Origin of the sequence: Anaeromyxobacter terrae (assembly GCF_022690685.1) — a bacterium.
GTDB classification, from domain to species: Bacteria; Myxococcota; Myxococcia; order Myxococcales; family Anaeromyxobacteraceae; genus Anaeromyxobacter; species Anaeromyxobacter terrae.
In genome coordinates this window covers 14,168-35,716 of sequence record NZ_JALCYY010000031.1, presented here as the reverse complement: position 1 = coordinate 35,716, position 21,549 = coordinate 14,168, and the positions used below count along the sequence as shown (strand labels likewise).

Annotated in this window: 19 protein-coding genes and 1 tRNA gene; 16 read left to right on the top strand and 4 right to left on the bottom strand. The window is 69.1% G+C overall.

Annotation, left to right across the window (positions count from 1 at the left end; all coding sequences use genetic code 11):
• Nucleotides 1-60: 60 nt before the first annotated feature.
• The 15 genes from MNY62_RS14865 to MNY62_RS14800 all read left to right on the top strand — a co-directional run bounded on the left by MNY62_RS14865 (nucleotide 61) and on the right by MNY62_RS14800 (nucleotide 15,951).
• Nucleotides 61-1,569, top strand: a complete 1,509-nt coding sequence (locus MNY62_RS14865; RefSeq protein WP_242344961.1) for a serine/threonine-protein kinase — start codon at nucleotides 61-63, stop codon at nucleotides 1,567-1,569.
• 274 nt (nucleotides 1,570-1,843) lie between these two features.
• The gene (locus MNY62_RS14860; protein WP_242344960.1) at nucleotides 1,844-2,794 is read left to right on the top strand and encodes a c-type cytochrome; all 951 of its coding nucleotides are present in this window, start codon (nucleotides 1,844-1,846) and stop codon (nucleotides 2,792-2,794) included.
• 54 nt (nucleotides 2,795-2,848) lie between these two features.
• Nucleotides 2,849-3,250, top strand: coding sequence for an ArsR/SmtB family transcription factor (locus tag MNY62_RS14855; protein WP_242344959.1), 402 nt, complete (start codon nucleotides 2,849-2,851; stop codon nucleotides 3,248-3,250).
• Nucleotides 3,251-3,252: 2 nt separating this feature from the next.
• On the top strand, nucleotides 3,253-3,558 hold the full coding sequence (locus tag MNY62_RS14850; RefSeq protein ID WP_242344958.1) for a hypothetical protein: 306 nt from the start codon (nucleotides 3,253-3,255) through the stop codon (nucleotides 3,556-3,558).
• Nucleotides 3,559-3,664: 106 nt separating this feature from the next.
• Complete coding sequence (locus MNY62_RS14845) at nucleotides 3,665-3,931, top strand: hypothetical protein (protein WP_242344957.1); 267 nt, start codon at nucleotides 3,665-3,667, stop codon at nucleotides 3,929-3,931.
• Nucleotides 3,928-5,493, top strand: coding sequence for an efflux RND transporter periplasmic adaptor subunit (locus MNY62_RS14840; RefSeq protein ID WP_242344956.1), 1,566 nt, complete (start codon nucleotides 3,928-3,930; stop codon nucleotides 5,491-5,493). The genes MNY62_RS14845 and MNY62_RS14840 overlap by 4 nt, the downstream gene beginning before the upstream one ends.
• A gap of 8 nt (nucleotides 5,494-5,501) precedes the next feature.
• Nucleotides 5,502-8,642 (top strand): efflux RND transporter permease subunit, encoded by a 3,141-nt coding sequence (locus tag MNY62_RS14835; RefSeq protein WP_242344955.1) that lies wholly within the window; start codon nucleotides 5,502-5,504, stop codon nucleotides 8,640-8,642.
• A complete protein-coding gene (locus MNY62_RS14830; protein ID WP_242344954.1) occupies nucleotides 8,639-9,883 on the top strand; it encodes a TolC family protein in 1,245 nt (414 codons plus the stop codon). Before MNY62_RS14835 ends, MNY62_RS14830 begins: the two co-directional genes overlap by 4 nt.
• A complete protein-coding gene (locus MNY62_RS14825) occupies nucleotides 9,880-10,602 on the top strand; it encodes a cation diffusion facilitator family transporter (RefSeq protein ID WP_242344953.1) in 723 nt (240 codons plus the stop codon). Before MNY62_RS14830 ends, MNY62_RS14825 begins: the two co-directional genes overlap by 4 nt.
• 149 nt (nucleotides 10,603-10,751) lie before the next feature.
• Nucleotides 10,752-11,225, top strand: coding sequence for a transposase (locus MNY62_RS25750; RefSeq protein WP_408629088.1), 474 nt, complete (start codon nucleotides 10,752-10,754; stop codon nucleotides 11,223-11,225).
• Between the two features lie 17 nt (nucleotides 11,226-11,242).
• Nucleotides 11,243-12,577: a hypothetical protein gene (locus MNY62_RS14820; RefSeq protein ID WP_242344952.1), complete on the top strand. Its 1,335-nt coding sequence runs from the start codon at nucleotides 11,243-11,245 to the stop codon at nucleotides 12,575-12,577.
• Nucleotides 12,578-12,871: 294 nt separating this feature from the next.
• Nucleotides 12,872-13,255, top strand: a complete 384-nt coding sequence (gene tnpA / locus MNY62_RS14815; RefSeq protein WP_242344951.1) for an IS66 family insertion sequence element accessory protein TnpA — start codon at nucleotides 12,872-12,874, stop codon at nucleotides 13,253-13,255.
• A 6-nt stretch (nucleotides 13,256-13,261) separates the two neighbouring features.
• Entirely contained in the window at nucleotides 13,262-13,663 is a 402-nt protein-coding gene (tnpB, locus tag MNY62_RS14810; RefSeq protein WP_242344950.1) for an IS66 family insertion sequence element accessory protein TnpB, read from the top strand.
• A gap of 14 nt (nucleotides 13,664-13,677) precedes the next feature.
• The gene (gene tnpC, locus MNY62_RS14805; RefSeq protein ID WP_242344949.1) at nucleotides 13,678-15,162 is read left to right on the top strand and encodes an IS66 family transposase; all 1,485 of its coding nucleotides are present in this window, start codon (nucleotides 13,678-13,680) and stop codon (nucleotides 15,160-15,162) included.
• 402 nt (nucleotides 15,163-15,564) lie between these two features.
• Nucleotides 15,565-15,951, top strand: a complete 387-nt coding sequence (locus MNY62_RS14800; RefSeq protein ID WP_279426620.1) for a GFA family protein — start codon at nucleotides 15,565-15,567, stop codon at nucleotides 15,949-15,951.
• A 277-nt stretch (nucleotides 15,952-16,228) separates the two neighbouring features.
• Here MNY62_RS14800 and MNY62_RS14795 read toward each other — a convergent pair whose 3' ends face one another.
• The 3 genes from MNY62_RS14795 to MNY62_RS14785 all read right to left on the bottom strand — a co-directional run bounded on the left by MNY62_RS14795 (nucleotide 16,229) and on the right by MNY62_RS14785 (nucleotide 20,689).
• On the bottom strand, nucleotides 16,229-18,367 hold the full coding sequence (locus MNY62_RS14795; RefSeq protein ID WP_242344947.1) for a hypothetical protein: 2,139 nt from the start codon (nucleotides 18,365-18,367) through the stop codon (nucleotides 16,229-16,231).
• 471 nt (nucleotides 18,368-18,838) lie between these two features.
• Nucleotides 18,839-18,934 (bottom strand) — tRNA-Sec (locus tag MNY62_RS14790).
• 102 nt (nucleotides 18,935-19,036) lie between these two features.
• Entirely contained in the window at nucleotides 19,037-20,689 is a 1,653-nt protein-coding gene (locus tag MNY62_RS14785) for an HAD-IG family 5'-nucleotidase (protein WP_242344946.1), read from the bottom strand.
• Between the two features lie 125 nt (nucleotides 20,690-20,814).
• Between MNY62_RS14785 and MNY62_RS14780 the strand changes: the two genes are divergently transcribed.
• Nucleotides 20,815-21,033, top strand: a complete 219-nt coding sequence (locus tag MNY62_RS14780) for a hypothetical protein (RefSeq protein ID WP_242344945.1) — start codon at nucleotides 20,815-20,817, stop codon at nucleotides 21,031-21,033.
• A gap of 68 nt (nucleotides 21,034-21,101) precedes the next feature.
• On the opposite strand, the gene MNY62_RS14775 is transcribed toward MNY62_RS14780, so the two are convergent.
• Nucleotides 21,102-21,347 (bottom strand): helix-turn-helix domain-containing protein, encoded by a 246-nt coding sequence (locus MNY62_RS14775; RefSeq protein ID WP_242338167.1) that lies wholly within the window; start codon nucleotides 21,345-21,347, stop codon nucleotides 21,102-21,104.
• Nucleotides 21,348-21,549 lie beyond the last annotated feature (202 nt).

The window sequence follows — 21,549 nt, the reverse complement described above, 5'->3', positions numbered from 1 at the left end:
GCTCCACGGGCCAACGGTTCCCTGACCGCGACCGCTCGCGGTACCATGGCCGACGACCTCATGAGCGAGATCTCCTCCACCGTGGTCGGTACGGCGCCGACCGTGGACGTCGGCACCGCGCTCGGCAGCTACGAGCTCGTGGGCCTGCTCGGCAGGGGAGCCATGGGATGCGTCTACCGCGCGCGCCACATCCGGCTCGGGCGTGAAGTCGCCATCAAGGTCCTGAACCCGGAGTACGTGGCGCGCCCCGATGTCGTCGAGCGCTTCTTCCGCGAGGCGCGGGTCGTGAACGACATCGACCACGAGCACATCGTCGAGGTCACCGACTTCGTCGAGGCGCCCGGGCTCGCGTACCTCGTGATGGAGCTGCTCGAAGGCGCGAGCCTGCGCGAGCTGATGACCCAGCGCGGCCGGAAGTACCCGCCGCTGAATCGGATGCTGCGAATCATGACGCAGGTGTGCGAAGCGCTCGAGGCTGCGCACGAGAAGGGGGTCGTTCACCGCGATCTCAAACCCGACAACATCTTCGTCGTGGAGAGGGACGGCGCCGACTTCGTGAAGGTGCTCGACTTCGGGGTCGCGAAGCTGCGCGATCCCGTCGATCACGCCGCCACCTCGGCTGGGATGGTCCTGGGGACGCCGCACTACATGGCGCCGGAGCAGGCGCTGGGGAGGGACGTCGATCGACGCGCCGACATCTGGGCAGCGGGCGTCGTCCTGTACGAGCTGCTCTCCGGCAAAGTGCCGTTCACCGCACCGAGCTTCGTCGAGCTTGCGATCTTCATCCGTGAGCAGCCCCAGAAGGCGCTACCGCGGCGGACGCCGCGCGGCGAACGCATTCCGGCCTGGCTGGCCGCGGTCCTCACCAAGAGCCTCGAGAAGCGCCCAGACGATCGCTTCGAGTCGATGGCGACGCTCGCCAAGGCGCTGCGCGCGCCGCGGCGGCGCCGCACGATCGTACGCTCGCGCAGCCTCCTCGCTGCGGTCGCCTCGGCAGCCATCGTGGCGACGGGCGCCGCCGTCGCCGTGCGGTTCGGCGTCACGCGGAACCTCGGCGCGGCGCTCGAGTCCGGCCGAACACTGGTGCGGGAACTCGAGTCGGAGGCTCGCACGGACCCGTCGCCGTCGTCCGACGCGACCGGGACCTCGATCCCGCCCCCGAGCTCGATCTCGCCCCCGACCGCGACCAGGAGCCCGGCCGGGACGTCATCCCCGACCTCGACCTCGGTCGCGCCGGCGACGTCGCAGCGTCCGGCGACGACCTCGCGGGCGACGTCTCCCTCGCGCACGATGTCCGCTTCAGGACCGCAGCAGCGGGGAGCCGTCGAGCTTGTCATTCGCTCGTCACCGCCCGGCGCGTCCGTCGTCCGGCTCGACACCGGGCAACGCCTGGGGAAGACGCCGCTTCGAGTGAACGTCGCCCGCAAGGCGGCAGCGGTCTGGCTACGGATGACCCTCGACGGCTACAGGCCGGTGAAGTTCGCAGTCGATCTCCGCAAGGACAACACGGCCAACGTGCCGCTCCACGGCGTGGCGAAGAAGCCGAAGGTGGCGCGGCGACGTCGCTGATGGCTGCGCTTCCTGCTGACGCTCCGTCGCCTTCGGCCAAACGTCAGCGCCAGCGATCAGGTGAACGGGCGGGCACGCGAGCGGGAGTAGTGCCGCCACGTGCCTGGCTGCTTCCGGGACACAGGGGGGAAGCGCGATGTGTGCGCGGAACCCGTGCCTCCCGCATCGTTTTCGCCCCCCTGCGGGTGGCGGGGGTGGCGATTCGCTGCTGGTGTGGTCGAGGCGCGCATGTTGCTTCACCCCGGCGCCGAACCCGAACGACACGAGCGTCGAGATGCGAACCAGAATCCTCGCCTTTGCGAGCGCAGGCCTGCTCGCCGTCATCGCGTGCGGAGACTCGTCCACGAACCCGGGCGCGACCCCGACGAACGCCGACAGGTCCGACAGGACGCAGATCGCGAACTACCAGGACCTCACGGGACGCGTGCAATCGGCGGCGCTTTCCTATCGCGCTGCGATGGGCGCGCCCACCATGACGGTCGCGGGTTGCCCGGCGGCGCACGACGCTTACGACGCGCAGGTGCGCCCGTGGGTTTCGCAGATGGTGCAGATGAGCGGCGCGATGGACGGCTTCATCGGCGCGCACGACGGCACCGCGTACGCGGACATGAGCTGCGTGGCGATCGCGATGCTGGCCGACCTCGACGCGCACGGTCGCGTCGCGTGCACCTTCGCGAGCCTGAGCGACAACCAGGCCGAGGCCTTCCGCCACGCCGACGTCATGGCTTCGTACGGCGCGCAGGTCTACGCCCGCTGCGGGCAGATGATGGGAGGTCTCGACGGCGGAGGATACAGGTGGGGGCCGATGGCGCCGGGATGCGGCGGACCGGCGGGAGGAACGAACAGCGGCGACCCCGTCGCGCTCGGCGAGCGTATCTTCAACTGGGGGATCGGCGTTGATGGACAGCCGATCGTTCGCAACGGCGGCTTCGGGATGATGATGATGAGGAGCGGCTGCGCGGGCTGTCACGGGTCGGATGGGCGGGGGCTTCGCACCATGATGTTCACGACGCCGAACATCACGTACCCGAACCTCACTGATCCGTCCGGCATGCGCGATCCCGACGGCAGCCGCGGTCCGACGTTCACGGACGACCTGATCCGCCGCGCGGTGGTCGAGGGCATCGACCCCGACGGCGAGCGGCTCGACACCGCGATGCCGCGCTGGCAGCTCAGCGATCAGGACTGGGACGATCTGCTCCTGTTCCTGAAGACGCTGCGATGAGGTTCGCCTTCGCGCGGTTGACAGCGCGTAGCGAGCTTCGTTATTTTCGCAACCGTGGAAGTGACCTCCGCCCGACCCCGCCGTGTCCGCCCCGCGCGCGCCAACGCGACGGGCGAGTGCGCGGTCGTCTGCGTCGACTCCCGCAAGGTCGCCGCCGTTTGCGCTGCGGCCCCGGACGACGCCGCCATCGGGCGGGTCGCCGAGCGGTTCTCGGCGCTCTCCGATCCGACCCGCGTCCGCATCCTGCACGCGCTCTGCCGCGCCGAGCTGTGCGTCTGCGACCTCTCGAAGGTCGCCCGGCGCTCGATGCCCGCGACGTCGCAGCAGCTGCAGCTCCTCCGGAGGCTCGGGCTCGTGAAGTTCCGGATGGATGGCAGGCTCGCGTACTACAGCCTCGCCGACCCGTGGGTCCGGGAAGCACTCGAGACCGCGCTCGACGGGGGAGGGACGCGGTGAGCGTGCGCGTCCTGCGAGTGCTCGTGCTCGTCGCCGTGAGCGCGTTCACGTCGGGCGCCGCTCAGATCCTCGCGGCCGCGATGGATGACGACTGCGCGGCCGCGTGCGACGGCGCGCTCGACGGCAAGCACTGTCCTCCGAACTGCGCCCAGGGCGTCTGCGCGAAGGTGCATGTGTCCCTCGCCACGGTGGCCACGCCGTGCCACTGCCCAGCCGCAGCGACGATCGTGCGCACCGTCTTCGTGGCGCAAGCGTCGCCCCGGCTCCCGGTGCTGACGGCCGGCGTGTTTCACCCGCCGAGAGCCTGACGCGCTCCCATCACGGGAGCAGTGTGTCCGCTCACGCGGGTTTCCCTCGTCCTTCGTCCCGTCGTCCACGACGCGTCCGCGCCACAGCGCGGAAGGAGAAGAGTCCATGCGTTCGATCGCCCTCGCGGTCGCCTTCGCCGCCCTGTTCACCTTCGCCGCCCCGAGCCGTGCCGGCGAGCCGGCTGCGCCCGCCGCAGCGGATTCGACCGCTGAGAAGTGCGAGCACGGCGTGAAGAAGACGCTCTGCACACGCTGCAACCCGAAGCTCATCCCCGTCTTCAAGGCGAAGGGCGACTGGTGCGGGGAGCACGGCGTCCCCGAGAGTCAGTGCGCCAGCTGCAACCCCAGGCTCGCGAAGGAGGGCGTGAAGTGACCCGCGTCGCCCTGGCGGCGGCGCTCGCCGCAGTCGTTGCAGGAGCAGGCTGCACGCGTTCGGCGCCGAGCGTCGAAGGGCACGGCGCGACGCCGGAAAAGTCCGCGCTCGGGGCGGGGGCGGAGCAGGTCGCGAGCGCCGGCGCGCCGAAGCTCTGCGAGCACGGTGTGCCGGCGGAGCTGTGCACGCGCTGCAACCCGGATCTCATCCCTGCGTTCAAGGAGATGGGGGACTGGTGCGAGGAGCACGGGGTCCCGGAATCGCAGTGCAAGAAGTGCAACCCGGGACTCACGTTCACCACGGCGGCGAAGCCGGAGGCCGCGCCGAACGCCGAGCCCTGGTGCAACGAGCACGCGGTCCCGGAGGCGATGTGCACGAAGTGCCGGCCGCAGCTCATCGCGAAGTTCATCCAGGCCGGCGACTACTGTCGCGAGCACGGCTACCCTGAGTCCGTCTGCCCGTACTGTCACCCCGAGAAGGTGAAGGCGGCTGGGCACGAGCTGCCCTCGTTCCCGGAACCGGGGACGAAGATCCGCCTCGCATCCGCAGAGACGGAGCGGGAAGCCGGGATCGTGACCACGCGCGTCGCGGAGCGTCCGTTCGCGCCCACGGTCGAGGCGGTCGGCCAGCTCGAGTTCGACCAGAACAAGCTCGCGCGGCTCTCCGCGCGCGGCGAGGCGACGGTCGTCGAGGTGAAGGTGGACGTCGGTGAGGACGTCCGCCGGGGCCAGCGGCTCGTCGTGCTCGCGTCCGGTGCCGTCGGCGGCGCGCAGTCACGGCTGGCGGCGGCCGAGGCGCGCGCCCAGGCGGCGGGGGCGGCGCTCACCCGTGAGGAATCGCTCGTGGGCGACGGGATCAGCTCGCGGCGCGACGTGGAGCAGGCGCGCACCGAGCTCGCCACGGCGGAGGCCGAGCGTGACGCGGCTCGGGCGGAGCTGCGCGCCGCAGGCGCGGGCGACGCGGGGGGCGGGGGCCGGTACGCGCTCGTCGCGCCCTTCGATGGGACCGTGGTGGCGCGGGCCGCCGTCGCGGGTCGGGCGGTCTCGGCGGAGGATTCCCTCGTCGAGATCGCGGACGTCCGCACGCTCTGGGCGGTGCTCGACGTCCCCGAGGAGCACGCGGGAGCGCTGCGCGCAGGCCAGAAGGTGACGGTGCGCGTCGACGGGTCCGGCGAGGTCCGGGAGGCACGTGTCACGCGCGTGCCCGCGTCGATCGACCCGAGGACGCGAACGGTCCGCGTCCGCGTGGACCTGCCGAACAAGGACCGCGTGCTGCGGGCGGGCGCGTTCGTGCGCGGGACGATCGAGGTGGCCTCGCCGCGCCACGCGCTCCTCGTACCGCTCGACGCGATCCAGCGGGCGCAGGAGCACGACCTCGTCTTCGTGCGGACCGCGCCGGGCCAGTACGACCCGGTGTCGGTCAAGCTCGGCGCGCGGGCGGGCGGTGAGGTGGAGGTCGTCGGCGGCCTCGCGCCCGGTTCGGAGGTCGTCACGACGGGGGCATTCGTTCTCAAGACCGAGATCCTGAAGGACTCGATCGGCGCCGGCTGCGCCGACGACTAGGAGCGACCGTGCTCACGCGAATCATCGAGTGGTCCCTCCGGCATCGCTGGACCGTCGTCGGGGCCTGGACCGCGATCGTGGTGGCCGGCGTGCTCTCGTTCCGCGCGCTCCCGATCGACGCCTTCCCCGACACGACGCCGGTGCAGGTGCAGGTGAACACGGTCGCGCCTGCTCTGGCGCCGCTGGAGGCCGAGAGACAGATCACGATTCCGGTCGAGCAGGTGCTCGCGGGGCTGCCGAAGGTCGAGGATCTCCGGTCCATCTCGAAGTTCGGCCTCTCCCAGATCACGGTGCAGTTCGAGGACGGCACGGACCTGTGGTTCGCCCGGCAGCAGGTCTCCGAGCGACTCTCCCGGCTCGAGCTGCCTGCGAGCATCGAGCGGCCGGCACTTGGGCCGGTCGCGACGGGTCTCGGCGAGGTGTTCCACTATCTCGTGAAGGGGAAGGGCAAGTCGCTCGAGGAGATCCGGACAGCGCACGACTGGATCGTGGCGCCCCAGCTCCGGAGCGTCCCCGGCGTGGCCGAGGTGAACGCCTGGGGCGGCAACGAGAAGCAGTGGCACGTGGTCGTCGATCCGCGCCGCTTGCAGAAGTTCGACCTGTCGCTCGGCGACGTCTACGAGGCGCTCGAGAAGAACAACGCGAACGTCGGCGGCGGCGTCCTCGATCGCGGCGGGACGAGCCGTCTCGTGCTGGGGGTCGGCGCGCTCACGGACGCGCGCGGCATCGAAGGAGTGGTCGTCGCCGCGCACGACGGGGTGCCGGTGAGGATCCGCGACGTCGCCCGCGTCGAGGTCGGGCGCGAGATCCGTCGCGCGGCCGTCACGGCGGACGGCGAGGGCGAGGCCGTGCTCGGCCTGGGCTTCATGCTCGTCCACGAGAACAGCCACGAGGTCACGAAGGCGCTCGCGGCGCGCCTCGCGGACGTCCAGAAGAGCCTCCCTGCCGGAATCACGGCCGAGCCGGTCTACGAGCGCACCGAGCTCGTGGACCTCGTGCTCCGGACGGTCCGGAACAACCTGCTCGAGGGGGCGCTGCTCGTCGTTGCGGTGCTGTTCGCGTTCCTCGGGAACTTCCGCGCCGGGCTGATCGTGGCGAGCGCCATCCCGGTCTCTCTGCTCTTCGCGTTCACGGGGATGCTGCGTTTCGGCATCGCCGGGACGCTGATGTCCCTCGGCGCCATCGACTTCGGGCTGGTGGTGGACAGCTCCGTGATCCTGGTCGAGAACGCGGAGCGCCGCCTCGGGATGGAAGGCGGGCGGCGCCCAGTCCGTGAGGTCGTGCGCGACGCGGCCATCGAGGTGCGGAAGCCGACGCTCTTCGGTGAGCTCATCATCGCGCTCGTGTACCTGCCGATCCTCACGCTCGAGGGCGTCGAGGGGAAGCTGTTCCGGCCGATGGCGCTCACGGTCGTGCTCGCGCTGCTCGGCTCGGTCCTCCTGTCGATGACGCTCGCGCCGGTGCTCGCGTCGCTGGCGCTCCGCGAGGGTGCCCACCGGGAGCCGCGGTGGGTCGGGTGGCTGAAGCGGAAGTACGAGCCGATCCTCGCGTGGACCCTGGCGCACTCCCGGTGGATGCTCGGCGTCGCCGCCGCGCTGATCGCGGTGGCGGCGATCGGCGCGCTCCGGCTCGGGAGCGAGTTCGTGCCGCGGCTGTCGGAGGGGACGATCGTCGTGAACGTCGCGCGCCTCGCTGAGGTCTCGCTGGACGAGTCCGTCCGGATGGGCGAGCGGATCGAGAAGGTGATCCTGGCGAAGTTCCCCGACGAGGCGGAGCGCGTGTGGACGCGCACCGGCACGCCGGAGGTCGCGACGGATCCGATGGGCGTCGAGCTCTCTGACGTGTTCGTGGCGCTCCGCCCGCGGGAACGCTGGAAGCGCGCGCACACGCAAGCCGAGCTCGTCGAGGCGATGCGGAAGGAGCTCGAAGTCCTCCCGGGCGAGCGGCTCGCCTTCACGCAGCCCATCGAGATGCGGCTCAACGAGATGGTCGCCGGCATCCGCAGCGACCTGGGCGTGAAGCTGTTCGGCGACGATCTCGACCTCCTCCGCGCGAAGGCACGCGAGGTCGAGACGGTGCTGCGGGGGATCCCGGGCGCCGCGGACGTGACGGTGGAGCAGGTGACCGGGCAGCCCGTGCTCCAGGTCACCGTGGACCGCGACGCCATCGCCCGGTACGGGATCCCCGCCCGCAGCGTGCTCGACGCCACGGAGGCTGTCGGGATCCGCCACGTGGGAGAGATCCGCGAGGGGGACCGCCGCTTCGCGCTCGGCGTTCGCCTCTCCGAGGAGTTCCGAGATCCCGACGCGTTCGGGGCCGTGCAGGTGCCGGGCCCCGCCGGCGAGCGGATCCCGCTCTCGCGGCTCACGCACGTCGAGGAGCACTCCGGCCCCACGACCATCCAGCGGGAGTGGGGCAAGCGGCGCGTCGTGGTCCAGGCGAACGTGCACGGCCGCGATCTCGGGTCCTTCGTGGCGGCGGCCCAGAAGGCGATCGGCGAGCGGGTGGAGCTGCCCGAGGGCTACTTCGTGCGCTTCGGCGGGCAGTTCACGAACCTGGAGCGCGCCCGCACGAGGCTCCTCGTCGTGGTGCCCATCGCGCTCGCGCTGGTGTTCCTCTTGATCCACGTCTCGAGCGGGAGGCTGCTCGATACGTTGCGCATCTTCAGCGGCGTACCCTTCGCGCTCGTCGGAGGCATCCTGGCTCTGACCCTGCGCGGGCTGCCGTTCTCGATCTCGGCGGCGGTCGGATTCGTGGCGCTCTTCGGCGTGGCGGTGCTGAACGGGCTCGTCCTCGTCTCCCGGGTACGGCAGCTGCTCGATCGCGGCGTCGCGCTCGTCGAGGCGGTCCGAGAGGCGGCGATCTCCCGGCTTCGGCCGGTGCTCATGACCGCGTCCGTGGCATCGCTCGGGTTCGTCCCCATGGCGCTCGCGACGGGACCGGGCGCCGAGGTCCAGCGACCGCTCGCGACCGTCGTCATCGGCGGTGTCCTGTCGTCCACCGTGCTCACGCTGCTCGTGCTGCCCGTCCTGTTCACGGCGCTGCGCGCGAAGGGCGACGCGGAGCGCGGCGAGCGAGAGGAGGACTCGGGGACGGAGCGCGACGCCGAACGGCCTGGGCTCGCGGCGGCACGGGAGGAGCGGGCATGAACACGAAGCTCATCGCGGCCGCGGTGACCGTCTGCATGGCGTCGGCGGCCGGGGCGGAGCCACTCACGAGCGATCGCGCGGTCGCGATCGCGCTGGAGCGGAACCCGGAGCTCGCTGCGCTCGCCGCGGACGCCCGGGCAGCGCGCGCGCGGCTCGTCGGCGCGGAGCTCCCGCTTCAATCGAATCCGGAGGTCTCCGCGGGCGCCGGGCCACGAAGCCGGGGTGATCGGCGCACGACCGACGTCGAGGTCTCCGTCTCCCAACGCGTCGAGCTCTTCGGTCAGCGCGGCGCGCGGATCGACGTGGCGTCGGCCGAGCGGGACGCGTCCGAGGCACGCGTCGCGGCGCGCCGCGTCGGGCTCGCCGCCGAGGTCCGCTCGTCGTTCGCACGCGTGCTCGCGGCCGACCGGCTGGTCGCGCTCGCACGCGAGGACCTCACGGTGGCCCGCGACGCCGTGCGCGCGGTCGAGCGGCGCTTCGAGCTCGGCGCGACGACGCAGCTCGAGGTGAACGCGGCGCGCGCGGAGGGCGGTCGTTCTGCGCGGGCGGTCGCCGTCGCGTCTCGGCGCGCAGCGTCCGCTCGATCCGAGCTGCGGACCCTGCTCGGTAGCGAACCCGGCGCGCCGCTCGAGCTCGCAGGCGAGCTGCCACGGGCGAGCAGCGCCGCAACCCTGGACGCCGAGGCGCTCGTGAACCGGGCGCTCGCGGCGCGGACGGATCTCGTCGCCGCGCGGCGCGAGCTCGCCGCCGCCGAGGGCGAGGTGCGGTTCGCGCAACGCGAGTCGCTCCCCGCTCCGGCGATCGGCGCCAGGTACTCCCGCGAGGAGGGTGCCGACATCGTCCTCGGAACGCTCACGTTCGATCTGCCGGTCTTCAACCGTAACCAGGGGGGACGAGGCATCGCCTCCGCCCGGTTGGCGCGGGCCCAGGCTGAGGTCGCGGCCGCGGAGCGGCGCGTCCGTGAGGAGGTAGGGCTGGCCGTGTCGCGGCTCGAGACTGCCGCGGAGGCCGCCCAGGCGTTCGAGGGCGAGGCCCTCGCCGGGGCCGAGGCGAACGTCACGCTCGCGACGAGGGCGTACGACGCCGGAAAGATCGGCATCGCCGAGCTGCTGCTCATCCGGCGCGGCGCCGTCGAGGCGAGGCGGGAGCATGTCGAGGCGCTCGGGGAGCTCGCGGAGGCCGAGGCGGAGCTCGCCCGGGCGATGGGGTCCGAAGCGCCCTTCGGAGGAGATGCGAGATGAACGAGGTGACTGCGCGGAACCGTTCGGAATCCGTCGGGTACGCCTTGCGTCTCGAGTACCTGACGGTCGGCTGGAACGTGGTCGAGGGCGTGATTGCGGTCACGGCGGCCGTGCTCGCGGGCAGCGTGGCGCTCCTCGGCTTCGGGATCGACAGCTTCGTCGAGAGCGCCTCCGGAGCCGTCCTCATCTGGCGCCTGGTCGCGGAGCGGCGCGGGATGGACGAGGAGGAGGTGGAGCGTCTCGACGGGCGCGCCCACAGGCTCGTGGGCGCGTCGCTGTTCCTGCTCGGCGCCTACATCGCCGTCGAGGCGGGGACGGCGCTGTGGAACCGGGAGGCCCCGCGGCCGTCGACCGTCGGCATCGTCCTCACGGCCGTCTCGATCGTCACGATGCAGTGGCTCGCCCGCGCCAAGAGACGGGCCGCGCGCCGCCTGGGGAGCCGCGCCCTCGAAGCCGACGCGTTCCAGACCACGGCGTGCTTCTGGCTCTCGATCATCACGCTCGCCGGCATCGGCCTGAACGCCGCGTTCGCCTGGTGGTGGGCGGATCCCGTCGCGGCGCTCGCGATGACGTGGTTCATCGTCAAGGAGGCGCGCGAGGCGTGGCGTGGCGAGGACTGCGACTGTTCGGGGAAGGTCGAGGATGTCTCGCCGGCGGGTCTGGGGGCGGGAGAGGGGCGAGGCTGCACGGATGGGTGCGAGCGGAAGCAGGTCGAATAGGCACCCGCTCCTCGCCGCCTTCATCCGCGTAAGGCCGTCGCCAAACTCGTTCGGCAGGCCGCCCGCCGGCGTTGACCTGATGTGCCCTTCGGTGGCGGGGCGCGATCGGCAAGAACGGCAGAGCAGGGGAATCGAACGCCCGTAAACCGGTGCCTCCTCGTGCCTCTTCGTTGCGGTTCGGACACGAAGGGCCCGGATTCAGCCGAAGTGACATTCCCTTCGTGTCTTCTCGTGCCGATTCGTGCACGCCAGACTGTGACGGTGTGACGGTACCGTCGGTACTACTAGCGCCGTTGATCGCGGAGCAGTGGCGGCTGATCGAGGCTTACAGGCAAGGGCGGCGACGCGCGGCGTCCCGTGGGGGACGCCCTCGCACGGACGATCGTGAGTGCTTCGAGGCCGTTCTGTGGGTCATCTTGTCTGGGGTCGCTGGGCGCGGCTGGAAGAACCTGCCAGCAAGGTTCCCGAGCCCAGCGACCTGCTGGCGCCGCCTCGCTGAATGGCGAACAGGGGGTGTCTGGCTGGACCGGCTTTGGCACGCGGTTCGGCCGCCGGAGCCGTTTCCGACCGGGACTCGCGGGGGGCGCTTGGGTAAGATCCGGCGCAGCCGCTTGGCGCGGTAGGAAGGCAGAGGTGAGGCGTGGCTGACGAAGAGGTCCGGCTCACGGACGTATACGGCATCTCGCGAGACGTCCCGCTGAACTACGTAACGCGGCCGGAGGTCGATGGTGAGCTTCTCGACGCCCTGACGCGCCGCAAGCACATCGTCATCCACGGAAGCTCGAAGCAGGGAAAGACGTGCCTTCGGAAGTGGAACCTGGAGGAGCAAGACTACATCGTCGTTACTTGCTCGAATAAGTGGGACCTCGGACAGCTCCACGCCGCGATCCTCAAGCAGGCGGGATATACGGTCGAGCAATCAACGACGCGGACGGTGGGGGGCGGGCACAAGATCACCGCGAAGCTGGGGGCGAAGGTTGGCTGGCCGGCAGTGGGGAAGATCCCCGGAGTGGAGGCGGCCGCGGAAGTCGGCGGCGAGAAGGCGGGCGACGAAAGGCTTCAGGTCACGACCGAGCCGCTGGAACTCGATCCGGCGGACGTGAACGACATCATCGCGGCGCTGAAGAAGATCGAGTTCGACCGGTTCGTCGTGTTGGAGGACTTTCACTACCTTCCAGAGGAAACGCAGAAGGACTTCGCGGTCGCCCTGAAGGCGTTCCATGAGGGCTCGGACTTCTCGTTCATCGTCGTCGGCGTCTGGCTTGACGAGAACCGGCTTATCCAGTGGAACGGGGACTTGTCCGGTCGTGTTATCGCGGTGAACGCGGACGAATGGTCCGAGGCCGAGCTGCTGCAGGTCATCGCGAAGGGCGAGGAGCTGTTGAATATCGAATTTGACTCAGAGTTCAAGCAGGGGCTGGTGACGGGCTGCTATGAGAGCGTGTACGTCGTGCAGGAGGCCTGCTACCGCGCTTGCGACGCCGCGAAGGTGTACTTCAAGAAGCCGGAGAAGAGGCGGGTCGGCGACGGCGTCTCCGCCACAGAGATGATCAGGGCGGTCGTTGACACGCAGTCTGCGCGCTACAACACATTCATTTCGAACTTCGCGGGCGGTTTCAAGAAGACGCAGCTCGAGATGTACAAGTGGTTGCTCGTCCCCGTGTTGACGGCGCCGCCCCAGTTGCTTGAGCGCGGTCTCAAGTACAACGTCGTCTACAAGGCGATCACGGCGCACCATCCTGAAGGTGCTGCGTTGAACGCCGGGAACCTTACGCAGGCACTTCAGTCGGCGGCTGCGCTCCAGGTGGCGCTCAACATCAAGCCGATCATCTTGGACTACCACCAGTCCGCCCGGCTGCTGAACGTTGTGGATCGCGGCTTCCTGATCTGGCTGAAGCAGCAGAATCTTGAGGACCTGTTGATCGCCGCGGGGTTGCCTCCGGCCATCGCGGAGAAGCCGCCGCTGTTCAAGTAGATTCGTGCGGGCACACGGGCGCCCGAGCGTCGTCGCGGGGGCGACCTCGAGCGGATGATCGCGAGTGTTTCGACGCGTGGGTCATTTTGTCTAAACGGTTGGAAGAACCTGCCGGCCCGCTTTCCCAGGGACGTGTTGGCGCCGCCTTCTGGTTGGATCGGCTACGGGACGTCGTACGGCCGAAACGATGAGCCGATACGGCAGACGTTTCTCGCCGTAACCGCCCGACGGACCCCGTGTAGCAGCGGCCGTCCGCCCGCGTGATCCTCCGCGGTCTCAACGCGGAGGAGACACATGGACGACCAGGAGCGGGCGCGGTGGGTGAAGCTCGTCGCGGACTTCGAGTCGAGTGACCTGACGCAGCGCGAGTTCGCGACGGAGCGTGGCGTCTCTTTCAGCAACCTGCGCAACTGGCTCTATCGGCTGCGGAAGGAGTCTCGGCCGCTCGTCGCGGAGGAGACGAAGTCGTCGGGTCAAGCCCCTGCGCGAGCCGCTGAACCTGGAGGCTCGCGTCTCGTGCCGGTGCGCGTGGTGGCGTCCGCGACGGAGTCGCGGCGGGCGCTCGTCGCCGCCGGCGCCGACGACCTCCTCGAGCTCGCCCTGCCCTCCGGCACGCGCGTGCGGTTCCCGGCCGGTACGGACGTCGGCTATCTCCGAGCTCTCGCCGCGGCGCTGTAGCTCAGCGTGATCACGATCCCGCGGTCGGTCCGCATCTTCATCGGCTCGACACCGATCGACATGCGGAAGTCCATCGACGGTCTCATGGCCATCGTGCAGGAGGAGCTCGAGAAGGACGCGTACTCGGGCCACCTCTTCGTGTTCGTGTCGCGGCGCTGCGATCGGGCGAAGATCCTCACCTGGGACAAGGGCGGCTTCGTGCTCATCTACAAGCGGCTCGAGCGCGGCCAGTTCAAGCTCCCGCACATGGACGCCTCGTCGATGGCGGTCGAGATCGACGCTACGCAGCTCGCGATGCTGCTCGACGGGATCGACTTCGGCCGCGTCCGCCGCCCCGAGCACTGGACGCCCCCATCCCAGGTGGATCGTCAGGGCACTCGCCCCATGGACAAGCCGCCCCCGACATGATCTGACGATCGTGGATGGGTGGCGACGATCATCGCTGCGAATGGCGCGAGCGGGCCGAGGCGCTCGAAGGCGACCTCCGCGAGATGCGCGAGCAGTTCGCGTCGATGAAGGGGACGCTCGAAGCGCTACAGCGCCACGTCTTCGGGAAGCGGTCAGAGAAGATGCCGCCAGTCGCGGAGGCCCTCCGCGATCCCGCGCGCGCAGAGGCCGACCGGCTCGCGGCGCTCCAGACGCGGCGCGAGAACGCCGAGAAGAAGCGCCAGCTCGTCACCCGGAAAATCGAGCACAAGGTCCGCGACGACCAGAGGGTCTGCCCGAGCTGCGGCGGGCGCGACTTCACGCCGCTCGGCGCCGGCGCGATTACGGAGCTGTACGAGCTCGTACCGGCGATGGTGGAGCGTCAGCTCCACATCCAGGAGAAGCTCCGCTGTCGCTGCGGCGAGGGCATCGTGACCGCCGACGGGCCGGAGAAGGTCTACGACAAGGCGCGCTTCGGCCCGACGTTCATGGCGCAGGTCGTGGTCTCGAAGTGCGCCGACTCCTTGCCTCTGCATCGGCAGGCGAAGGCGTACCGGCGCGTCGGCGTGCAGGTGAACGACTCGACGCTCGGCGATCTCTTCCACCGCACGGCCGAGCTCACGAAGCCGCTCTCGGATCGGCTGCTACAACTCGTCGCCGAGAAGGAGATCGTGCTCGCGTACGAGACCACGCACCGCGTGCAGGCGAAGGACAAGACGCGCACCGCGTGGCTCTGGAGCTTCATCGCGCGCGAGGAGGCCGAGAAGGAGATCATCGCGTACGTGTTCTCGCGGAGCCGCTCGGGCGAGACGCCGGTGCGCGTGCTCTCCGACACCATCGGCAAGCTGCTCGTCGACGGCTACTCCGGCTACAACAAGGTCACGCTTCCCGGTTGCCGCGAGCGCGCCGGCTGCCTCGCGCACCTCCGGCGCAAGTTCTTCGACGCGCAGTCAGCGGCTCCCGACGCCGCGAAGCGCGCGATGGACTTCATCCTCGAGGTCTACCGGATCGAGCGCGCCGCTCTCGATGCGGACCTCCTGGGCACGCCACAGCACCTCGCGATGCGGCAGACCCGCAGCCGTGCGGTGATGGACGAATTCAAGGTGTGGCTCGACGCCGAGCGCCCAAGGCACCCGCCACGCGGCCCGATGGGCGAGGCGATCACCTATGCGCTCGGGCAGTGGAACGCGCTTACGCTGTTCCTCATCGACCCGCACCTGCCGGTCGACAACAACGCGTCGGAACGTGCGCTCCGCGTCGCTGCGCTCGGGCGGAAGAACTTTCTCTTCGTCGGGCACGACGAGGCCGGCGAGAACCTGGCCGGCCTCTACTCGCTCATCGCGACGTGCGAGGCGAACGACGTGAACCCAGTGGCGTACCTCGCGGACGTCCTGCTCCGCGTGCAGACGCACCCGGCCGCGCGCATCGACGTACTGCTGCCGCACAACTGGACGCCACCACAACGCGAGCCGTCGGCCTGATCCGGGCCGACGGCGAAGCGGTATGATCGTTGGATGTCAGTGTGCCCGGCCCGTATAAGGCTACCTGTCTCTATGGCGCTGCTCGCCAGCTGCGCGCTGCTCTGCGGCGGTACCACGCGATCAGCCAGGCAAAGACGGACATGCAGATGATCGAGAACTGCATCCACCCTGTACAAGGGCGAGGTCGGGCAGTACCCCGAAACTCTCGACGACTTGGCGAAGCCAATGCCTCCCGAAAGATCCTTGGGGACATCCGTACGGTTAAGTCCGGAGGTGGACCCAGGAATCTGGAGTGTCGGACACATCAATGGCCCGTCAGATGACATTCGCCAGCCGGCTTCCCGCTGGTGTGGCTGTGCGTGCTGACTCTCGGCGGCTTTGGTCGCGGGACGAGGAACGAACATGACGACACCGAGAACCTACAGTGCCAGTTGCCATTGTGGGGCCATCCGTTTCACGTTCACTTGCGAGGAGATCACGAGCGGCCGAAGATGCAACTGCTCCATCTGCATCCGCAAAGGGGCGGTCATGTCCTCGAACTACTTCCGCCCATCGGATGTCGAGGTGGAAGGTGAAGAGCGCCTAGCCCTGTATCAGTTCGGGGACAAGAACGTGAACCACTTCTTCTGCCGCACCTGCGGCATATTCCCGTTCAGCACGGTGGCCTCCGTGCCACCCGACTATCAAGGACCCGCAAGGCCGGGGGACTATCGGGTCAACCTCGGCTGCGTTCATGACCTTGATGTGCTCTCGCTAGATATCCAGGTCATCAATGGAAAGGCACTCTAGGGCGATGATGTTGCCGCCCGCGAAGTTCCCGAGAGATAGCGTGATGGCCTCTGCTGCGCGATTCGTCTTCCGGTTGTCGCCGACCTCCGCTGCACGACCGTGAGCCACTGCTGCATCGGCGCACCGCGCGACCACTGAGCTGACGCCTTCCTGCCCGGTCGGCGTCACGCCACGCCGCCAACACCGGGGCCGTCAACACGTCGTTCCTCGGGTGGTTACTTCTCGCCAGCCGGGCTCTGGGTGCGAACTCGCCACGAACGAGATTTGAGCCGGCACGTCACGGCGCTGCCCCCGTCAGCACTTTGGCCAACGCGTCTACCGCCGCATGCACCGCAGCGGGATCGAGTTCCATGAGGACTTGGTCAATCGCCGAGAGTGAATACCCTCTCCGGCGAGCGGACGCGGCGCGCTCGCTGATCTCGCGCGCTGCGCGCCTCCTCATGTCTTGCGCGGGGGCGTCCGCCTTCCCAAGCCGCACGACGATATTGGCCAACTGCCGCTTCATGTCGCCATTCGTCGCTAGAGTGAAGGCAACGGTGGCCATGAGTGAGCTCTCGAAGCTGCCGAGGCCGATATTATGTTGGCTGGCCTGGAAGCCCCAGCCGAGGAGAACGTCGAGAGCGCGAAGTGCCGCGTCCGAACAGCCCCGGAGGTGGGCCTCCATCGCGACCTCGAAGAGGTGATCCGCGACCCTGAACGACTCCACAAACCCGACCGTCTCTCGGTCAGCCGGGACCCACGACCACCCTGCGATGAGTCCGAGAGCTGCCTGCTCCAACGCCGACTTCGCTTCAGTTCTGGCTGCTGGCGCTCTCGTCAGGGCGAAAAGCACTCGCGCGATCTGGTTCGACGACTGAACGAGGGAGAGGGCGAAGATGCTTCGTGACTTCACCGCCGCAATAAGCAAGTCGCGGTGCGCGTCCTCCAGGCCTTCCGCCCATACCAGGACGTTCTGGATGACGTCGCGCGCCGAAATGTTATCTGGCTTAGCTTCGATGAGCTGGTTGCCGAGATCCGTTAGTTGTTTCGGCAGCGCAGTCGCACTTGATGCGGAGAAGTACGGATCTAGGTGTTGTCCGTGCGGGTCGCTGAGCGGATGAGCAGGCAGCGTCAAGACGATGAGCGCGACGCGATACACGGCCTGCGTGACCGCGGCCGCGATGTGTCTCGGGTCGGGCGATCGACTCACGAGGACTGTCACGGCGAGCTTCGACAGTTCCTCCACGCACGTTCGAACGACCGGGCGTGTGCTCTCTCTCCCGAAACTGGCGCCGGCTGTTGAGGCGATCTTGCTGATGATGTGGTCGGCGTCGGCGGAGTTCCCGCGACTCAGCAATGCCTGCCCGGTCGCGCCGAGCAGGCGCACACCCTCCATCGCGACGTCTGTGAACTCACGCTGGATGGTGGTTTCGAGGGCGCCGCTCAGGTATCCAGCAGCGAGAACGGAATGGTACCTGGATGCCCCTTCGGTGCCGTAGTCGATGTTCGTGTAGAGCCGAGCCAAGTCCGACATGCACCGCATCATGATCTCGACCGCAGGCTCATCCTGTCGTGCAGTCGCTGCGCTGATCTCCTGACGAAGTTGCTCCAGCGTTTCGTTGATGAATCCATCTACGGCGAGCGGATGATCGAAGAATGGGACGACTGGGTAGAAGGTCTTACCCTTGGCTCGGATATAAGCCGCGTTGATCGCGACAGCCGCTGTCAGCGCGTCTCGTGCAGCTGAATGGTCCCGACGCTCAACGTACCGGCGGGCGAACGAGACTGCATACCGCAAATCGTCGAGGGCGCGAGCCGTCCAGTGTGCGTTCAGTCGGAAGAATGTGGTCGCCGCGTGATCGTGCTTCATCCGCAGCGGGGGCCGCTCGGCTTCAGGAGTCTCGAAGAGAGGCGCCGCTCGAGATGCACGGCGGGCCCAATCACTCAGACTCCGAGTGGCATCCGCAACAACGAATTGGAGGTGGTGTGTTGGCGCGACGAGGCGGAGCGCCCGGTTGTAGGCGTAAAGCAGGAGGGCCGGGATGAGAAGCGTCGCCCAGCCTGCTCCAAGTGTCATGACCGTCAGCCACCGCCTGTCGAAAAGAAGGGCTGCCGAGGCGATCCCAATCGCGAGGCTGAACGCGCCGAGAAATGAACCCAGTAGCCCGCGATCGGAACTTAATCGCCGGAACATGGCGTGCGGCATGCGCTCGATGTTCACTTGAACCGCGAACACGATCAGCGCGAACGCGATGGCGGCGGCGCCGATGAGCGCACTCCCGACAGCAACCAGGACGTTTTGCAGAACCGCGAAACGCTGGTCGGCAGCGAAGTAAGCATCCAGGTGGACCCGAAATCTCTGCAACACCAGGACGCTGAGCGCGACCGCCGCGAGAAGGATCAACGAGGTTGCCTTCGCAGCGTCGCGCTGCTTCACGACAGATATTCGCGCTTGAAGGCGATACCAAGCTAACCATCCCCGAGCAGTAGCCCGGGCGAGCGCGCGAGAAGCCGCGGCGCGCGCCAAGTTCACGCGCCGACGCCAGGGTGCAGCCTGTCCAGCAGTCCCGTCGGTCACGGGATCCCTCCGCGGTCTTTCCGAGGGATCGACCGCCGCACGTGCGCGGTCGCGTGCCCTCTCTTCACAGTCCGTGACTGGCGCGTATACCCTGGCGCTCTGACTGGGGACCGACGGTTCAGGTTTTGCGAGTGAAGTTCGGAAGACGAATTACGTTTGAACGAAACTCCCCAGCTGTATGCGTTGGGAGAGCAGCAAATTCAGTGGGTTGGCTGCCGAGTGGGCCTGATTTCGGACCGTCACAGTTACCGTCACAGCGTACTCAGTGTCTGGGCCGAATTCGTCGGAAATCCCGTTGAACAACGAGGACTTGAACGAAAAGACACGAAACGGCAGAGCAGGGGAATCGAACCCCCCAACAGCGCCTCTCAGCACCATCCACCGGTTTTGAAGACCGGGCCCGGCACCAGCCTAGGACGCTCTGCCGCGCAAGGGTGTATGCGCAGCGCCCGGCACCGTCAAGCGGCGCAGCCGCCGCGGTGGCGGAGGCGCCGCGGACACGGCGGCCCTCCGCCGCACGCGGGCCGCCTACTTCGACGCCTTCGACACCCGCGACGGGCGGTCGCCGGCGAGGGGCGCGCCGTGCTCGTCGCCCCAGGGCGACATACGGGTCGCGGCGGCGAGCTCGTGCGGCATCGCGGCGCGCGGCGAGCGGAAGTACTGCATCGGCGAGTAGAAGACGAAGTTCGACGCGCGGCTCGTGTACACGCACGCGTAGTTCTCGACCTGCTCGGCGAAGCGCGAGTTCTCGTGTCCTTCCTTGAACGTGAGCCCCCAGTACGGGTTGAAGCCCTCCTCGAGGGCGCGCTCGAGCTCGTGCACTCGCTCGTCCGCGTCCCGGCGGGCGCGGCGGAGCACCTCGAGCTCGGCCTTGTCGCGCCGCCGCGTGGCCTCGAGCCGCTCGCGCTCGGCCGGGTCGCCCACGCGGTCGAGGCGCCGGTCGAGCGCGTTCAGGGCCGAGCGGTGCACCGAGATCTCGTCCTCGATCCGGACGCGCAGCGCCTCGAGCCGCGCCATCTCGGCGAGCGCGTCCTGGTTCTTCTCGAGCCAGGCGAGCTCGGGCTCGAGCTCCTCGACGACCATGCAGGTGCGCCACAGCGAGCTCTTCTTCGAGCGCAGGATGTCGCCGTAGATGTGGTCGCCGACGTAGAGGACCCGGTCGCCGCCGATGCCGATGAGCCGCTCGAGCGTGGGGAGATCGCCGCCCTCGTACCAGCGGCCGCGCTCGATGGAGGTCGCCTCGCCCGCGCGCGCGCCGTCCGGCGCGAGCGCGTAGAGCGGTCGCCGCTCGGAGAAGAACGCCGGCTTCGCCGCGCCGGTCACCACCGCGTCGAAGTAGTTCCGCCAGCTCGGGTACTCGGGGAGGACGCCGTCGAGGACGTAGGACATCACCGCGTCGGTGTAGTCCCAGAGCGAGTTCGTGAGGACGAAGAGCTTCTTCCCGCCGGAGCGGAGCTTGTGGAGCGCGGGCCCGAGCTCCGGGTCCTTCACGAGGTAGCGCGGGAGGTCCTTCTTCACCTCCGCCTTGAGCGTGCCGTCGCGGTGCACCGTGTCGATGGACTCGCGGATGTCCGCCCAGAGCTTCTCGTAGTCGATGGTCTGCCCCTCGCCCTCGAGGAGCTCGATGATCCCGGCGAACAGGCTCGCCTCCGGCAGCGCGAAGAGCGTGTCGATCCAGGCGAAGCGCGGGGAGGAGAGGTGGACCTTCTCGTCGCGGTAGAGGCGGCGGAGCTCCTCGTGCGGCAGCGGGCGGCGCCCGTGGTAGCAGCGGCCCACGTGGTTGTGGCGGTCCATCTTGAAGATGTTGCCGTGCAGCTTGTCCATCACGAGCCCGCGGATGACGAAGGCGGGGTCGTAGTGGAGCGCGCCGAGCTGCTGCGGGTACCCGAGCGCCGAGATCATGCGCGCGAGCGTCATCCCGAACGCGAGCTCCTCGAGCTGCTGCAGGTGGTACATCGCGAGCGTGTAGTCCATGTCGAAGCCGACGAGCTCGATCTTGTCCATTCGGAGGTTCCGGTTGACGAAGATCTGGCGGGCGCGCGGCACCTCGCGGTGGCCGACGTGCGGCGCGGCGAGCAGCGACAGGATCTCGGGCGCCTCGTACGCGCGCCCCGCGGCCGGCGTGACGGGCGCGGCGTGCGCGCCGGCGCCCGCCGGGGCGCCCCCTCTGGCGGTTGGCATGTCGGTGGCCGTGATAACCCGCCCCGTCCGCGGGCTCAAATGATCGCGCGGGCCGGCGAGCCGGCGGGCGTGAGGCCCGCCGGGAAAGTTGACCGGGGTGGCGTGCGTGGCACGCTCGCGCCAACGTGCCGAGGCGCCTCACCCTCACCGAGCTCGCCGCCCGTATCGAGCAGCTCGAGGATCGCATCGCCCGGCTCGAGGCCGGCCGCGCTCCTCCCGGCGACGGACGCGCCGCGCGCGTGAAGCGGCCTCGCGAGGTGAAGCGCTGCCCCGGCTGCGGCCTCCCGCTGCGGCGGCGCGCGGGGCGCTGCGCCAGCTGCGGGCGCCCGCTGGACTCCCTCTAGACGCGAACTGCGCTCCCGCCCCGCCGACGCCATCGTCGGGGCCACACCACCCGGCTCTCCGCAGGAGACTACTCGTCCGCCACCATGCGCGACGCCGGGACGCCGAGCGCCCGCGCGATCGCGACCACGGTGGTGTAGGGCGGGTTGCGGCCGCCCCGCTCGATGAGGCTCACGTACGCGACCGACAGGTCGAGCGCCTCGGCGAGCGCCTCCTGCGTGAGGCCGCGGCTGCGGCGCTCCTCGCGAACGCGCTCCCCGAGCCGTCGCAGCTCCTCGCGGCGGGGGTCACGCTGTGGCTTGTTCTTGCTGGCCATGCTCGGTGCGCTCTCCTCGAGGTGTCGAGAAACACAATAACGACCCGCTCTAGCGAAAAGGACCGACTCCTTTAGGGCGAGACGGTGCCGCGATCCACGGACCATGCGTCCAGCCTCCAGACGAGGGGTGACGCACTTCCGGGCGGGGGGCTCCACTCACAGGAACATCCGAGTCTCGCCCCGCTTCCCCGACCTCGCGCGT

Excerpts from the sequence above, each read along its gene's own strand:
- MNY62_RS14825 (WP_242344953.1), top strand. The coding sequence starts at position 9,880 with ATGAACGAGGTGACTGCGCGGAACCGTTCGGAATCCGTCGGGTACGCC.
- tnpC (WP_242344949.1), top strand. The coding sequence starts at position 13,678 with ATGGGTGGCGACGATCATCGCTGCGAATGGCGCGAGCGGGCCGAGGCG.
- MNY62_RS14845 (WP_242344957.1), top strand. The coding sequence starts at position 3,665 with ATGCGTTCGATCGCCCTCGCGGTCGCCTTCGCCGCCCTGTTCACCTTC.
- MNY62_RS14860 (WP_242344960.1), top strand. The coding sequence starts at position 1,844 with ATGCGAACCAGAATCCTCGCCTTTGCGAGCGCAGGCCTGCTCGCCGTC.
- MNY62_RS14785 (WP_242344946.1), bottom strand. The coding sequence starts at position 20,689 with ATGCCAACCGCCAGAGGGGGCGCCCCGGCGGGCGCCGGCGCGCACGCC.
- MNY62_RS14865 (WP_242344961.1), top strand. The coding sequence starts at position 61 with ATGAGCGAGATCTCCTCCACCGTGGTCGGTACGGCGCCGACCGTGGAC.
- tnpA (WP_242344951.1), top strand. The coding sequence starts at position 12,872 with ATGGACGACCAGGAGCGGGCGCGGTGGGTGAAGCTCGTCGCGGACTTC.
- MNY62_RS14830 (WP_242344954.1), top strand. The coding sequence starts at position 8,639 with ATGAACACGAAGCTCATCGCGGCCGCGGTGACCGTCTGCATGGCGTCG.
- MNY62_RS14800 (WP_279426620.1), top strand. The coding sequence starts at position 15,565 with ATGACGACACCGAGAACCTACAGTGCCAGTTGCCATTGTGGGGCCATC.
- MNY62_RS14775 (WP_242338167.1), bottom strand. The coding sequence starts at position 21,347 with ATGGCCAGCAAGAACAAGCCACAGCGTGACCCCCGCCGCGAGGAGCTG.